The sequence below is a fragment of the Bacillus sp. CH_48 genome (genome assembly GCF_038008465.1).
GTDB lineage: Bacteria > Bacillota > Bacilli > Bacillales > Bacillaceae_G > Bacillus_A > Bacillus_A thuringiensis_S.
Genome location: NZ_JBBOZF010000001.1, coordinates 438762 through 455069 on the forward strand (window position 1 = coordinate 438762; position 16308 = coordinate 455069).

A 16308-nucleotide genomic window follows, 5' to 3' on the forward strand; every position below is an offset into this window, starting at 1 on the left:
TCAATATAAATATGCATAATTGCATATTTATATTCTCGATAGTGCGATCCCAATCATACTGGGAAGGATTTTTTCCGTATCCCTAAGTTATCTTTACCCCAAAAAAAGAACCTGTTTTCCATAGAAAACAGGTTCTTTTTCATTATTACTTCTCCGCTATACAATCTTTTATTTTTTGTAATCAAATAATTAAGATTTTTAAATAAAAAGTTTCGAAGTGAAACCCTTCTTTTGCTCAAAATAGATAGAGTATACTACAACAGTATTGGTTCTTTAATTAATGGTAAATACTCTATACTCATAGCATAATTTAATAACAAATTAATATACTCTTGATTTGGCTCTAAACAATGTATGTTCTTCAAATATCCTTGCGTGTATAAACAAGATGGTATAGCTACTGATAGCTCTTCTACAGATTCTAATAAAGGCATTATGAGCTCTAAAGCTTTCTGTTCATCAGTAGTTAGATTCGTATTAAAAAACTTCTCTATATACTTCTCTTGTTTCATTAACAGGATATCGTATCCAAAAGCTTGTAAACTATTAATAAATTGGTCCCATTTAAGCTGATTTGGATTACAAATATGCATGGTTTTATTTACTGTATTGGCCTTATAAGATAATTCAGTAATAGCTAAACTTCCATAGTCTACAGGCGTTAAATCTACATACGTATTGACGTCAGGAGCTATGCTAGATAGACATATCCCTTTTAATAATCTATAAAATGCGTTTTCATTAATATTGTATTGAAATTTACCTGTTTTAGAGTTACCCACTAAATTCCCCACACGGTATATTGTGGCACGAACTCCTTTTTCCATTGCTTCTCTGACCATTTTCTCGCCTTGAAACTTACTTTCTAGGTACAGATTATCTAAATTTTGCCCTCTATCAAAATCAGACTCAAAGAATTCAAATTCTTTTGGATCGCTTTCAGCCTGACCTACTACACTTAAAGTCGATATATAATGAAAACGCACATTTGTGTTCTTAGCTAATTCCAATAAGTATTTTGTAGACTCAACATTTACCTTTTGGAAATGCTCACGTTCGCCATAGTGTCTAACTTCTCCACCACAATGTATGATTGATTCTACGTTTTTCTTTAAATGATCCAATTGCTTTGAATCTAGACCTAGATTTATCAAAGATAAATCTCCTTCAATTAATTCTACTCTCTCCTTCAACTTTTGGAAGATTTCTTTACCAAAATAAAACTCCATTCTTTCTTTTAACTTTGCACCAATTACTTGATCTTCATTTTTTCTTACTAAACAGTAAATTGTCGTAGATGGCAACTGTAATAACCTCTCTAAAATATGTGCTCCTAAATATCCTGTTGCCCCTGTAAGGAAAACTGCTTTTGGATAATTCACCATATCTAACTCGCATTCTTCTAATTTAGTTGTTTCATAAACAGGAGTCGTTTTCGTTTCATTTTCCATACATGCTACATTCATATTTTTCTCTTTCTTTAACAACATCTTTTCCATCTCTTCAATATGAGAGGCTAATTTTTCTATGGTTCTATACTTAAAGAAATCTTGAATTTTCAAGTTAGGGTATAACGGTTTTAATTTGACTAATGCCGGCATAACTTTTAAAGAATGTCCACCCAAATTAAAGAAATCATCTTTTAAACCTATAGATTTTACGTTTAGAACTTCAGACCATACCTTTGCAATGTCTTTTTGCACTTTAGTTTGAGGTTTAAGTTTACACTCATCTTTTTGCTCATAACCAAACTCTATTTTTGGCAGCTTTTCAAAATCAATTTTACCGTTCGCCGTTATTGGTATTTCTAACACATGAGAATAATATTTAGGGACCATATATTCTGGCAATACATTTGATAAATGTAAAGCTAACTTATTTTTCTCTATCCCTATACCGTCCACTGTTTTATAATAAGCTTGCAGTAACATTCCATCTTCCGTTTGTGTTACTACAGCCTGACTTATCCCCTCAAGTTGTAACATTGCATCTTCTATTTCACCTAATTCAATTCTGTGCCCTCTAATTTTAACCTGCTTATCTTTTCTCCCCATAAATTCTATATTTCCACTTGGTAACCACCTTGCTAAATCACCTGTTCGATATAATCTTTTACTATTGTCTTCTGAAAATGGGTTTGAAATAAATGCCTGTTTTGTTTTTTCTTCCTGCTTCCAATACCCTTGAGCCAATCCTAAACTTTCAATATATAATTCACCCATAGCCCCTACCGGACAATGTTGCATATATGAATTCAATATATGAACCTTTGTATTAGAAATAGGAATACCAATTGGTATGCTTCCTAAAAGATTATTGTCGCCTTCTAAAACTGGTATGAAATAATACATTGCTGAAACGGTTGCTTCAGTAGGGCCATACTCATTTACCAGCTGTACTTGGTTTTTAAAAGTATTTTGCCAACTTCTAATGGCATTTGTTGATGCAGCTTCCCCTCCCATTATTATAAATCTTAAAGAACGTATCTTTTCGCTATCCAGTTTAGTTAATGAAGTTGATAATTCATTGAAAAATACTGTTGGTAAGTCAGAAATAGTTGCTTGAGTTTCTTGAATGGCTTGAGCATATTCGACAGTTGAATAGCGCTGTTCATCACTTAATAAATATAGTTCCGCCCCATTTAACAAGGTAGAAAAAATTTCTGATACTGAAGAATCAAAACTATGGGAATAAAACTGTGTTACTTTATCATTTGGAGAGATCTGAAATACTTCATTTCTCCATTCAACTAAATTTAATACTCCTTTATGCGTTAATAATGTACCTTTTGGTTTTCCTGTTGAGCCTGAAGTATAAATTACATATGCCAAGTCATTTGGTTTATTTAAAATTTTTACATCATCATTTATAGTCGTACGATATATATCCTCTATTATTGAAACCTTATAATCACTTACATTCAAATGACTTTTGAATTTGTTACTCGTTATAATTCTACATGCCTCACTGTCACGAACTATATAATTTATTCTATCCTCAGGATATTTTACATCGATTGGTATATAGGCAGCACCGGCTTTTAATATTCCAAGCATAGAAACGATACTATTCATACTTCTATCTAAAAATATGGCTACCTTATCACCTCTTTTTATACCTTTTTCGAGTAAATGTTGAGCTACTTGATTAGAGCTCATATTTAATTGTCTATATGTTAAAGATTCCGTTCCAGTCACTATAGCAATCCGTTCGGGTTGTCCATCTACTTGCATATAGAATTGCTCCTGTATATTTTGAAAATAAGGATATGGTCTTTCTGTATGATTTACCTTTTGATATAAAGATTCTTCTTCCTGTGATAGGAATGAAAGATTTTCATATGTTACTGTTCGTTGATGAATAAAGGCGTCCAGTATATTAAGTAAGTTTTGAGTAAACCTGTTAATTGACTCTTCCTTGAAAAGATTAATATCATACTCAAATGAAATCCCTACATAATCCAATCCTTCTTCAACAGCTAAAGAAATGTCAAACTTACTAATATCTTGTTTATTAGGTAACAACTGAAGCTTATACGCATCATGTTGCTGCAGAATATCTTTCTGATAACTAAACATAGTAGAAAAGATCGGGTTATTCCCAAAGCTTCTATCAGGATTTATTTGCTCAATTACTTTATCAAATGGGTACGATTGGTTTTGGAATGAATTCAAACATTTCTCTCTCACTACTTGTAATAGCTGTGTTAAATTTTTCACATCATTCAATTGTGTTCTGATCGCTAAGGTATTTACAAAAAATCCTTGTATTTTTTCAAATTCTTGATGATTCCTTCCAACAATCGGTGTACCTACAATAATATCTTTTTGATCCGTTAGATAATGTAACAATTGAATATACGCTGCTAAAAATAGCATATACATAGAAACATTCTCTTGTTCACATACTTGTTTCAAAGACTCTTTCATTTCATTATCTAACTTCATTTCAAATACTGTACCTTTATTTGTACTTTGACGATTCCTACTAAAATCTAAAGGAAGATTTAATATAGGAAGAGGTGCTGCAAGTTCGGCCATCCAATAAGATTTTTCTGTATCCCATCGACCTAAATTTAACTGCGCCTGTTCCCACTCTGCATAATCTACATATCGATTAGAAATAGTTGGCAACTCAGGATTCCTACGTTTAGCAAAGGCACTATATACCTTCATTAATTCATCTAATAGATTCCTTACACTCCACTCATCTGTAATAATGTGATGTAAATTAATATATAAATAAGACTTTTTCTTATTCAGATTAAAAATTCTAATCCTAAAAAGAGGGCCCTTTTCTAAATCAAATGGTGTATGATCCGTTTGATTTATTGTTGTACGTATATATTCTTGTTGTTCTTTTTTAGACATGTGTTCAATCTCATCGTGAATCAAGTCAATGGCTATTGAGTTTAAAATGACTTGTCTAGGCTCCCCATTTCTTTCAATAAAAACTGTTCGTAGCATCTCGTGTCGTTCAACTAAAAATCTTATGGTGTCTTGTAGAATATCCTTATTTAAACTCGGCTCAATATATATGTGTAGTGGTGTATCATATACTCTATTAATGGCGTTATACTTATTTAAAAACCAGATTCTTTTTTGAGCACTTGATAACTGATAACTTTCCTTATCTGCGACTTTTAATACTTGCATCTCCTGTTCTTCCCTATCATGATTTACTGCCATTAATTTATCGATGTAAGCAGATAGACTAGCAATCGTTGTATACTCAAAAATATCTCTAATTTCAATTTTTAGATGAAACTCTTTTTGAATTTGATTTAACACTTGCACAGCAATTAATGAATGTCCCCCAAGTTTAAAAAAGTCATCCTCTCTGCTGATTCTATATTTCCCTAAATTTAAAATCTCTGCCCATGTTTTTGCCAATCTTTTTTCTGTTTCACTTATCGGTGGAACATATTGCTTCTGCATGTTTGCAAGTAAAGATGGGATTTGTAATTCTAATTTTTTTCTATCTAGTTTCCCGCTTGGTGATACAGGAAAACTTTCAAGGTGAAATACATAATTTGGCATCATAAAATCTGGTAAACTTTCACTTAAGAATGTTTTTAATGCCTCTTGTTTTAGTTCTGTATTGTCTTTTGATAAATAAAAGCTAACGATTTTGTCGTTTTGATACGTGAATACTACAGCATCTCTCACTTCTGGATGTTTAAATAATGTTCCTTCAATTTCATCCAGCTCAATTCGATACCCACGTATTTTTACTTGATTATCTTTCCTTCCGATAAATTCTAAATTTCCATTCGGTAAAAGACGTACTAAATCTCCAGTACGATACATCTTTTTATCGTGATTATAGGATTTATCAAAAGAAATAAACGCCTCTTTTGTTTTTTCCTGTTGATTTAAATATCCGTTGGCAACTCCATCACCGCCAATAAATAACTCACCTACTACACCTGACGGACATAATGTATTGAACGGACTAACCACGAAAACTTCACTATTAGCAATTGGTTTACCGATTGGGATATTAGAAATTTCTTTTTGTATCTCACGATTTACTTCATACATGGTTGCACATACAGTAGTTTCAGTAGGACCATATGCATTAAGAACTGGAATCTTTAACCCTAATTTACTTTGCCATTTACGAACTGATTCAGCAGGTAAAGTTTCCCCTCCTACAAATACACGTTTTACAGAATTTAATTTAAGTAACATTTCTTTTGGCATATCAGCTATTAATTTAAAAAACGCAGTTGGTAAAACCACATTTGTAATACCATTCTTTTCAATTACATTTATAAATTCCTCTGCTGAACGTTTTTCGATTTCAGAAATTAAATGCATTCTCCCTCCACATAGCAAAATCGGAAATATTTCCATAATGGAGGCGTCAAAAATGATCGTTGCAAATTGTAAAAACACATCTTCTTTTCCTAAATGAAATGTATTGATTACTGAATATGATAAATTAACTACGCCTTTATGTGGTACAACGACTCCTTTTGGCAAACCTGTTGAACCTGACGTGTAGATAATATAAGCTGCATCTTCTATGGTATGTGTAGACGCAATATTTTCTATAGAATTAGCGTAGTGAAAATCTTCTAGATAAATTGTATGAATCGCAAACCTTTCAACCAATCCCCTGTATTCTTTCTTCGTAATAATCATTTGACTTTCGCTATCTTTTAAGATGTATTCTATTCTTTTTTCAGGAAACTTTGGATCAATTGGTACATAAACTCCACCTGATTTTAAGATGCCTAGAATCCATACAATGGTATCAATCTCTCTCTCCATTGTAATACTTACACGTTGTCCCTTTTTCAAATCATTTTCACGTAAATAATTCGCTATTTGATTTGACCTTTGCTGTAATTCATAATAGGTAATGGATTTGTCCCCCATTGAAATCGCTATTTGATTTGGCGATTCTAATGCTTGTAGATCGATTAATTGATCTAATGTTTTTGAATGAGGATATGTAAGAGCATTTGAGTTCATCTCTTTGTATAGACGATGATCTTTTTCTAAAAGCAAATCCAATGAATGAATAGGTTCATTCACATTCTTCATTAATTTTTGTAACAAATATATATACCTTTCGACTAAATCACTAATACTCTCTGGTTTATATAATGCTGAGTTATAGTCAACCTCAATTTTATTCTCTGTTTCCCCTTCATATCGCATTATTCTCCAAGTCATATTAAAAGGATTTACTCTTTTACAATCTGTTAAAACTGTTGACTCAATATCAGGAATTTTTAATTCTGGTATCTTCATCGTATTAAATGCTGTGGAATATACCATATTATCATTTGTATTTTTATTTAGATTTAAATCTTTTACTATATGTGAGTAAGGATTATGTTTATACGTAATAGCTAGATGAATAGATTTATTCACTTTATTAAGTATTTCCTTAAATGTTTCTCCCTTTTCTATTGTTATACGTATAGGTACTGTATTAACAAAATAGCCAAAAGTATCTCGTTCTTCTGTATGTGGTCTAGTATTAATTGGAATACCAACAATTATCTCTTCAGCATTTGTCATTTGATGAAGTAATGTACAATAAGTACTTAACATTACTCGATAAATACTTATATTATTTTTTTTAGCAAAACATTGTATTTGATAAAATAGATCCGAATTAATATTCTTGCTTATATTTTGATCTGTATATCTCTTTTCATTTATTTTATTAAAATCAATAGGAAACTCTGTAGGAGTTAATTCACCTTGTAAATAATCTTTCCAATACGATGATCCTTCTTTATATATTGCACTATCAATAAAACCCTCCTCATACTCTACGAGGTTCTTATAAGGAAATTCAAATTCTACATTTGTCTTCCCTTGAAGTAATTCACCATACGTATTGGATAATTGTCGGATGAAAACTCCTAAACTCCATCCATCGTAAATAATGTGATGAAACATTAAATGTAAAACAAATGTATCTTCACTGAATTTAATAATGTGGAATTTAAACAAAGGCCCCTCTTCTAAACTAAATTTCTCATTCACTATAGATTCTAAGAAATTTTTAAAAATAGATTTTTGTTCTGTGTTTTTAAAAGCAGTTAAGTCCTTAATTGGTATATCAAATTCTACATTCTTTTGAATTAATTGCTTTATTTTTTCATCCCTCTTCTTAAATATTGTACGTAGCGCCGGATGTGATTGCACTATCGTAGTAAGCGTTTTCTTTAAAACCTCTATTTGAAGTTTTCCTTTTAACTTTATTATAATCGGTTCATTGTTCATTCCTTTTTCTATTTCCATTTGATGAGCTATCCATAATGCTTCTTGGCCTACTGTTACATCCAATTCTTCTACAATTTCATATTTCTTTTGTATTTCTTTCATATGAATTTCTCCTTTTATAAATATTTAAAAACGGATAATATTTACAGTTACAACTATATGTACACATTCTGCAATTTGTAAATCTATATTTTCCGACTAAATTCAACATTTATTTCGCTTATTGCATAGTTATTAAAATTATGAATAAAACTCATATTTATACTGTATCAATTCATACTTTTATTCAATTTAAGCATAAAAAACCATTTCACTAATAATTCTAATTTCTTTTTATACAGCAATCTTACATATTTTATTAAAGGAAATAGTCTAATTTATACTCCGAAAATAAATTCAAGAATATTCCAACTGGTCACTATATATACTTCTAATAACATAAACTGTAAAGGAGGAGTCCGTACATAATGGAATATAGATTATTAGGTAACACCGGGTTAATAGTTTCAGAGATAGGATTCGGTTCGTGGGCGATTGGTGGAGATGAATGGGGAGCAGTAAAAGATAATGAATCACTTGATGCAATTGAGAAAGCGATTGACCTAGGAGTCAACTTTATTGACACTGCTGATGTTTATGGATTAGGTCATAGTGAAACACTCGTTGCAAAAGCCATAAATAATCGCAGGCAGGATATCATTCTTTCTACAAAAGGTGGATTAATTGGTCATCATTATGACCCAAATCAACCAGCCGTTTATGGAGATCCTCAAAAGATCATTGATGCGTTTGAGGCTAGTTTACTGCGGCTTAAAACGGATTATATAGATGTGTACTTTTGTCATATTTGGTGGGATAAACATGAAGAAACAGAAGCCTTTCTACAAGCTTTCCAAACCTTAAAAAAATCTGGTAAAGTGAGAGCCGTTGGTGTTTCTACTAATGATTTAGATTATATAAGACATTTTAATCAAGATAATGATTTAGATGTCGTACAATTCGATTATAGTATTTTGAATAAAGAACCTGAAAAAGACATCCTTCCTTATATTGAAAAACATAATTTAGGTGCTGTGATAAGAGGTCCACTTAAGATGGGGATTTTAACTGGGAAATTTAATCATGAAACTCAATTTCCAGACGATGATTTAAGAAAAGATTGGCCCAAAGAAAAGTGGTTTAAAGATAGCTTAAACAAAGTAGAGAAATTACGTTCACTTGTACGCTCAAATCGAAGTTTAGCGCAAGTTGCTTTACGTTATGTTTTAAGTCACCCTGCCGTTTCAGTTGCTATTCCTGGTGCAAAAAGTTCTACTCAGGTTAAAGAAAACTCTTCCCACTTAACTCGTCCATTATTATTAGATAATGAAATTGAATTCATTAAAAAGCTTTGATCAGCTCGTTATTCTCCCATAAAAATCAAACTGATGTAGCTACCAAATCCATACCATTACTTCTTCTCCACTAAAACATATCTTTAACACTTCCACCTTATTTTTTCCCTTTTCTCAGCAATATCTACAGTTTATAAGGTAGTTGAACCCTTTTATTCAACTACCTTATAATACGTTCTACATTATATTAAAATATCTACTACACTAGTTGAATACATGCTAAGGCAACATGCAAACCGAATAAACAATTAATTCAGAAATATTTTTAGAAACTTCATTATCTCACAATTACTTTTTTTAAAATAAATCAAAAAATTTTTCTTTACTTTAAATTCCATAATTCATATAATCTTCTATGGAATTACATTTTTTTCTAAATAGCTCCTCATTTCTAAGTATTCAAAAGGGCAATTAAAAATTATTATACCCTTATGTTTAACCAAGTAAAATAAAAATCCAGTTTTTCACAAGGAGAAGTGACTGCATGCAAGATATTTTAAAACTATTTCCGAGCGTTGACGGAAATGAAGAAAAACAACAACTTTTATTAGAATCTATGCAGAAAATAATTAAAAATCTTGACCAATTAAAAAATGAAGAGCGAGCTACTTTAGGTAAATGTGAGGAAAAATCAGAAGGATACTACAATGGCTTAATTCACCAAAGTCATATTCCACTAGCTGGAATCACTATGTCTGAGGTTATAGAAGAGCTAAACCAATTTATGAATGGACATCCGTATCCAAATAAATATTACTTGTCTAACGCTGTACCACTACCAAGTATACCTTCACTATTAGGGGTAATGACAATGGCACTTTTAAATGGTAATGGTGTTTGGGATGTATATGGTCCAGGGGCAGCAGAAGCAGAAGTAAAAGTGGTATCCATGCTTTCAAAACTGATAGGTTATAATCCACATAATAGCGGTGGATATACCACATGGGGTGGACAAGGTTGTGTATTTTCGAGCTTACGCTTAGCAATTTCTAAACAATTTCCATCGGCAAAAGAACATGGTGCTCCACAAAATGTATATTGCTTTGCTTCTGAAAATGCACATTATAGTTTATTAAAGTCAGCTGAAGCAACTGGTATTGGGTCAAATCACTTAATAAAAGTGAAAACTGATCCTTATACAAGTTCTATGGATATAGAAGATTTAGAGGCTAAAATGATACAAGTTATTAACAATGGCGGTATCCCCCTTTATATTCTAGCTACCATGGGATCAACAGACACATTTACTATTGATGATATAAGAAAAATTAAAGAGAGCGCTGAAGCAATACAGAAAAAATATAAATTAAAACCGATTTATATCCATGCTGATTCTGCAATGGGCGGATTCTATAGTTTCTTTAATAATTATAGTTTTGAAGAAAATCCACTCTCATTTGAATCTAATGTAAAAAATGCCTTACAATACGTACAAGATAAAATGCAATATATGTCCCTTGCTGATAGTGTATGTTTTGATTTTCATAAATTAGGACAAACACCTTATGCTTCAAGTATTTTAATCGTAAAAAATCATACTGATTTACAACTGATGGACATTGAACAAGATGACACACCTTATCTTGGTAATAGGTCATATGGAAGTTATCATACAGGCTATACCTTAGAATGTTCACGATCTGGTAGTGCTATTCCAATGTATATCAATCTATTAGCCTTTGGAATTGAAGGATATCAAAAAATATTAGCAAATTATATCCGTGTAAATCTATTATTTAGAGAGAAGTTGCGTAAGGCCCTGCCTCAAGTCGCAATCACAAATGATTTTACATATGGACCAATTACAACTTTCCGTTTCTATCTGAATGGAGATGGCCAAGAAAATTGGGAAAAAGAACGAATTGGCCTTGCAACAAAAGAAGAGATTGAGGATACAAACCGATTAAATATAGAACTATTTAATTACCTAGGAAAAAATCGCGATCAAGTATTTTTTGGTGATACAACTCGTTCTTGTGTAGTAGATGTAATAAACAGTTATGATAGAAATCCGATTTCTACATTAAAATTCTTTTCTATCTCTCCATATACAACTGTTGAATGTATAGATGAGGTCGTAGAATTTCTTTATGAACATATTTCGATTGCTACTAAACAGATTCATTCATATGTTTCATAACCATATTTGTTAGCGCTTTAATAGTTAAACTTAACTAGATGAAATAAAATTTTTAATCCTTTTAATTACTATTCACTATATCAGGAAAGAGGAAAAACATATGAATATAGAGCTACTTGATACACACCACGTGAAAGATGCAGCACATTTACTTGCACATTCTTTTGTGAATAATGAACCTCTTGTAAGCAGTTTACAAATTCCTTTTGCTCCTTTTCACAAAATGTGCGAAGAAATGATGAAACAAGCTGTATCTCAAGCTATGTCATTTGTAGCAATAGAAAATTTTCAAATTATTGGAGTTCTTTTAACAAAAAAATTAACCCAGCCACTAATAGATACAGAGAAAGCGATTGAACTATGCCCACAAATGGAACCTATTTTTCAACTTTTAGATACATTAGAGACAGAATCTATTGAGTTTTCTCATTTAGATAAAGAAAAACTGGTCTATCTAGATATGGGCGCTTGTCATCCAGATTGGATGGGAAGTGGTATAGTCACTACCCTTCTTTCACATGCCATTCAAGAAATAAGTAAAAGAGATTATGATTTTATTGCTGCTTGTACAAATAAAATTTCTCAAAAAATCCTAAAAAAACTGTGTACGACCTATGAAATGAATGAAATAGTGTATAGTAATTTTCTTTATAAGGAAGCATACCCATTTGCTAATACAACAACTTCCTTAGCAGCCCAATTACTATATATACCTCAATCCCAATTTGTCATCGAGGCCATATAAGTTTGTGAAGAAGACTAGCTGTACTTGAGTGCAGCTAGTCTTCTATATAGAGTGCATTAGTAATAGATATTCAAATTAACTTAGGTGACACCTTTTAAGCTTTAACTTATTCGAATTAATAACACTTTCTCAGCATGTCTTATTTCTCAACTTAACCTAGCGGTATCCACCTTCTATTTACTTCAACATGTTATACCATTATTGGATTAACTTTTATCCAAATTAAAACAACCACTATATGTACAAGCATTAGAAAATAGGAAGCATAATATAGAATATTGCTACCTATTTGTATGTTGTATCAACAAGTAGATGCCTTTCAAATAGATTCATTTCATAAAAAGGCATAGGTTTTTTCTTAATATGGTATGTAAGTAACTTTATATACCAAAAGAAATAACACATAATTTTTAATAAAGGAAGTGAAGTCCATGTTACCTTGCCAAGGTACGTGCAATCAATATGTAAATTTTGAGGTTTCAATTAAAGCTCCTGAAGGATATATAATTAATGATACCAATTACACTGGTGCCGTCACCTGGAATACAAACCGCTTAAAATGTGCATTTGAACCATGTACGCTACAAACACCGAACCCTTGTCTTCTTCAAACTGATTTACCAGATGGTTCCTATCCAGTACACAGTGTTCGCATCTATGGTGTACTTTCTATGCTTGTTAGTATTTCCCCTGTTCAAAATCAATATGGACAAGGAGCTGCAGCTTTTTCTAAATGGCACAAATTCTCCATCAATCAGATTATTTATTATACAACGGATTCTAATTGCTGCTTTGATTTTAGTGGCTTTAAACTTAAGAGTCTAACAATCACACCACAAGATGATAATACGTTTATCTTAAGTGGCACCCTTTCCCTTTTACCAGTGCCACCAAATCCTCCTATTTATGCTTTTACAGCAAATCAAGATGATAATACTCTTTCAGTAATTAATACAGCAACACAGACTGTTCAGCAAATAATTGATCTCCCTTATCAGCCAATTAAGGTTGCTGTTAACCCCAATAAAACATATACGTTAGTTTCGCACTTTTATGATAACCGTGTTTCTATAATTACAAATGAAACCCTTGCCATTACCTCTACTCTCTCAATAAATAAACCGATTGATATTGCATTTTCTCCAGACGGTCAGTTCGCATATATACTAAATATTTCAACTGAATCAATGGATATTACTACAATTAACATTCTAACTCAAACGATCTCTAATACGATCTCAATCGGAGTAAGTGGGTTTTCAAGTATAGCCATTGATCCAAATGGACAATACGCTTACATCGTAAATGCTAACGCTTGGAGTATTATAAAAGTTAATTTAAATACAGGTGATATCGTAGAAGAGCGTCCTACTTCAAATGATTATCCAAACATTATTGAAATCAGTTTATTTGATGGATTCGCTTATGTTACAGAAGAAATGGTGGCGTCTGGGACCACTCTTACAGTGATTGACTTGTCTACTTTCCAAAAGATTGGAGATATTCTTACTGGGGCCTATTACAACTCGTTTCTTTCTCTCTCACCTAATCAACCTCTAGCATTGTTAGGAGACAAAACAAACAATGAAATCAATATTATTGATACAGCACAAAGACTATCTACAGGAACAATTTCTATCAATGGACCAGCAGACGCTGCCTTTACACCTAATGGGGAATTCATCTATATTGCCCAGCCAGAACAAAACACAGTTACGATCCTTAACTCCGTTGATTATACGGTAAATACAGTAGTAACGGTTGGAGCATCGCCAGGAAGTATTGCAATATAAAGTTTAATGCTTATTAACATTTAAGGGACACTCAGGTTTTAGAGCCCTACTTAATTTAACTTTATACACTCAATATTTCATATATACAAAAAACTTAGTCCTTTCTCTATATTCAAGGACTAAGTTTTTACTTTTTAAGTAACGATTTATATACGGCTACTCTCTTGAACACTTTAAAACATATTATCTAATAACTCCTGAATATTTTCTATCATTCTTTCCATAACAACTCTCTTTCATTTTGTTTATCTACAAATGCATACCTTATTCCTTATGTCTATCTAATCTTCTTAAAGGAATCCAATTTAAAATTCATTATACAAGTAAACAACCGTTCCATATGTAGAGAATTTAAGAAAAAGAAGTGAAATTACTGGATTCCCCTTTCTTCTCATGTTTTTTAGAAGTTCTTTTAAGTCTAATTCTATTTTATTCCTGCTACATAACATTCCACTAATTAATATCATATTATATGGCTATATTAAAAATTTACCAAATCATTAAAGGAATCTCCTTTCCCCTATCGAATTATTGTAGAGGAAAGGAGAGGAATACATGGAAATTCTAGGATTAGATCCTCGCGCATTAGCGACTTTAGGTGCACTTGAATACACCAATCGTCGCAATAAATTAATCGAAGACTCGGAGAATAACATATACGAGTGTAAAGAAATAAAAGAAATACTTCAATCACTCCCTAAAGAGAAGCAGATTGAGGTTCTTGAGAATCAAGCTCACTTTGAAGCTGTGGCAAAGATGATTGAACAAAACAATTTAATTCTTTTAGAACAGATGAAAGCTCTACAGCTAATTCAGAAATAATAAACTTATGATTGATTAATTCTACATATGCTTCCATAAATAATGTATCTTTATTTATACCATCAGCCTCTGTTTTTACAGAGGCTTTTGTTATGCGTTGATTCATATTCTGAATTTGAATAGTTTCTTTCACATGTACGAATAGATCTTCCAATAAACCTGGTGTCGACTCTAATTCTTGTTTTTCAATCTCCTCTGTAATAGCACTTATAAATTCCCATAGTACTTTTGCACCTAGTAGTTCCGCTAATCGTTTTTCACGCATTTCAAATGTTTTCATGTTCATGCAAATACACTCCTATTATTTATATATAATGATAAAAATATTATTTTTTATGTAAAATTTCCTAAGACACTTTCCAAACTTACATTTCTAAAAAATAACTACATAATCTTAAAAATCTAATATTATTCAACACACTTCGTGTTGTTCTGAATCAAAAAAAATTGTTTGGACTGTAACACCATAAAAATTCGCTAATTTTATTTTTATATTATCCCGTGGAATTCTCTGGCCATTTTCATACATTTGCAATGTACTAACACTGATTCCCACAGCCCTTGCCACTTCTTCTCTAGATTTTTCATTTCTTAAATTAATTAGATTTTTGGCCACTCTTTCATAATTCATGTCTTCTCCCCCTAAAACCACATTTCGTGTTGTTACTTAAAATATAAACTGCACACTTTGTGTTGTCAATAGATTCTAATTATCAACTTTTAAAATTTTTAATTATTTAACACATATTGTGTTAATATATTATCAGGTGATAGAATGAAAACGTTTGGAAATATAATTCGTGATTTAAGAAAACAAAGAGGAATTACGCAAAAAGAACTTGCTCACTCGCTTCAGCTAAGTGAAAGTACAATTGGTATGTACGAACGGAATGAACGTCAACCTGATTACAATACCTTGATACGTATAGCAGATTACTTTAATGTATCTACTGATTTTCTTCTAGGGCGAGATTTTAATGTTACAGAGGACGGAAACAAAATAGAATTAGATCAATGGCTAAAAGATATAAAGTTTGCACCATCCCAAAAGCGTGAAGAATTAAAACGTTTTTGGAAATTCTTAATGCAAGAAGAAGAGTAATCAAATAAACCTTCCCCCATCCTTTCAGGGGGAAGGTTTATTTGATTACTCTCATACTTTATAACACCAATGATCACAAAATTGGTCACATTACCTACAAAATATATTCAATTTTGTTGACTGCATCCTCATGCATCGTTCGCAGCACACACCAGTAAGTATTTAATGTGATTTTGATGTTTCTATAACTTTTAATCTCTCAGAAATAATTTTCACATTCACATCCTTAGCTAGTAGGTTTATTGCATGGGTATGACGTAAAACATGAAAGTGAACCTTAGGAACACCCGCTTTATGAATATCCAAAACTTTTCCACCTAGTAACATGTGGTAATACAGTAGAATTTTCTATGCATTTATAAAAAAGAAGTCCTCCTTTAAAACTTTAATTTTCAAAATCACCCATCTTTCTTATCCTCTCCATAAATGTATGTGTACCCTGAGAGTAGCGGGTTTTCTTCTTTATTATGTATCTCTGGATTTAAATATCGGATTATATAACTCGGAAAAACACGTTGCTCCATCCAATTCACATTAATTCATTATCTTAAATGAATAACT

General features: G+C 31.6%; 9 protein-coding genes. 5 read left to right on the plus strand and 4 right to left on the minus strand.

The window, feature by feature from the left end; genetic code table 11:
• Nucleotides 1-254 precede the first annotated feature (254 nt).
• Entirely contained in the window at nt 255-7853 is a 7599-nt protein-coding gene (locus N2V92_RS01930) for a non-ribosomal peptide synthetase (RefSeq protein WP_170264839.1), read from the minus strand.
• Nucleotides 7854-8218: 365 nt separating this feature from the next.
• Here N2V92_RS01930 and N2V92_RS01935 point away from each other — a divergent pair, with 365 nt between their 5' ends.
• The 4 genes from N2V92_RS01935 (at nt 8219) to N2V92_RS01950 (ending at nt 13823) form a co-directional block, all read left to right on the plus strand.
• Nucleotides 8219-9145: an aldo/keto reductase gene (locus tag N2V92_RS01935; protein ID WP_170264840.1), complete on the plus strand. Its 927-nt coding sequence runs from the start codon at nt 8219-8221 to the stop codon at nt 9143-9145.
• A gap of 484 nt (nt 9146-9629) precedes the next feature.
• Nucleotides 9630-11285, plus strand: coding sequence for a pyridoxal phosphate-dependent decarboxylase family protein (locus tag N2V92_RS01940; protein WP_170264841.1), 1656 nt, complete (start codon nt 9630-9632; stop codon nt 11283-11285).
• Nucleotides 11286-11385: 100 nt separating this feature from the next.
• Complete coding sequence (locus N2V92_RS01945) at nt 11386-12030, plus strand: hypothetical protein (protein ID WP_001019433.1); 645 nt, start codon at nt 11386-11388, stop codon at nt 12028-12030.
• 431 nt (nt 12031-12461) lie between these two features.
• Complete coding sequence (locus N2V92_RS01950; RefSeq protein ID WP_170264842.1) at nt 12462-13823, plus strand: YncE family protein; 1362 nt, start codon at nt 12462-12464, stop codon at nt 13821-13823.
• 697 nt (nt 13824-14520) lie between these two features.
• On the opposite strand, the gene N2V92_RS01955 is transcribed toward N2V92_RS01950, so the two are convergent.
• Both N2V92_RS01955 and N2V92_RS01960 read right to left on the minus strand, forming a co-directional pair.
• Nucleotides 14521-14931 carry a hypothetical protein gene (locus N2V92_RS01955; protein ID WP_097807949.1) on the minus strand — a complete coding sequence of 137 codons (411 nt, stop codon included), beginning with the start codon at nt 14929-14931 and terminating at the stop codon, nt 14521-14523.
• A 126-nt stretch (nt 14932-15057) separates the two neighbouring features.
• On the minus strand, nt 15058-15276 hold the full coding sequence (locus N2V92_RS01960; protein WP_001105582.1) for a helix-turn-helix transcriptional regulator: 219 nt from the start codon (nt 15274-15276) through the stop codon (nt 15058-15060).
• Between the two features lie 144 nt (nt 15277-15420).
• On the opposite strand from N2V92_RS01960, the gene N2V92_RS01965 reads away from it, so the two are divergent.
• Nucleotides 15421-15747, plus strand: a complete 327-nt coding sequence (locus N2V92_RS01965; protein ID WP_097807950.1) for a helix-turn-helix domain-containing protein — start codon at nt 15421-15423, stop codon at nt 15745-15747.
• Nucleotides 15748-15909: 162 nt separating this feature from the next.
• Here the strand turns inward: N2V92_RS01965 and N2V92_RS01970 are convergent, their stop codons facing one another.
• A complete protein-coding gene (locus N2V92_RS01970) occupies nt 15910-16053 on the minus strand; it encodes a hypothetical protein (RefSeq protein ID WP_229145097.1) in 144 nt (47 codons plus the stop codon).
• Nucleotides 16054-16308 lie beyond the last annotated feature (255 nt).

Bases quoted from the DNA above. Each gene is read 5' to 3' on its own strand.
- N2V92_RS01930 (WP_170264839.1), bottom strand. From the start codon at position 7,853: ATGAAAGAAATACAAAAGAAATATGAAATTGTAGAAGAATTGGATGTA.
- N2V92_RS01935 (WP_170264840.1), top strand. From the start codon at position 8,219: ATGGAATATAGATTATTAGGTAACACCGGGTTAATAGTTTCAGAGATA.
- N2V92_RS01940 (WP_170264841.1), top strand. From the start codon at position 9,630: ATGCAAGATATTTTAAAACTATTTCCGAGCGTTGACGGAAATGAAGAA.
- N2V92_RS01945 (WP_001019433.1), top strand. From the start codon at position 11,386: ATGAATATAGAGCTACTTGATACACACCACGTGAAAGATGCAGCACAT.
- N2V92_RS01950 (WP_170264842.1), top strand. From the start codon at position 12,462: ATGTTACCTTGCCAAGGTACGTGCAATCAATATGTAAATTTTGAGGTT.
- N2V92_RS01955 (WP_097807949.1), bottom strand. From the start codon at position 14,931: ATGAACATGAAAACATTTGAAATGCGTGAAAAACGATTAGCGGAACTA.
- N2V92_RS01960 (WP_001105582.1), bottom strand. From the start codon at position 15,276: ATGAATTATGAAAGAGTGGCCAAAAATCTAATTAATTTAAGAAATGAA.
- N2V92_RS01965 (WP_097807950.1), top strand. From the start codon at position 15,421: ATGAAAACGTTTGGAAATATAATTCGTGATTTAAGAAAACAAAGAGGA.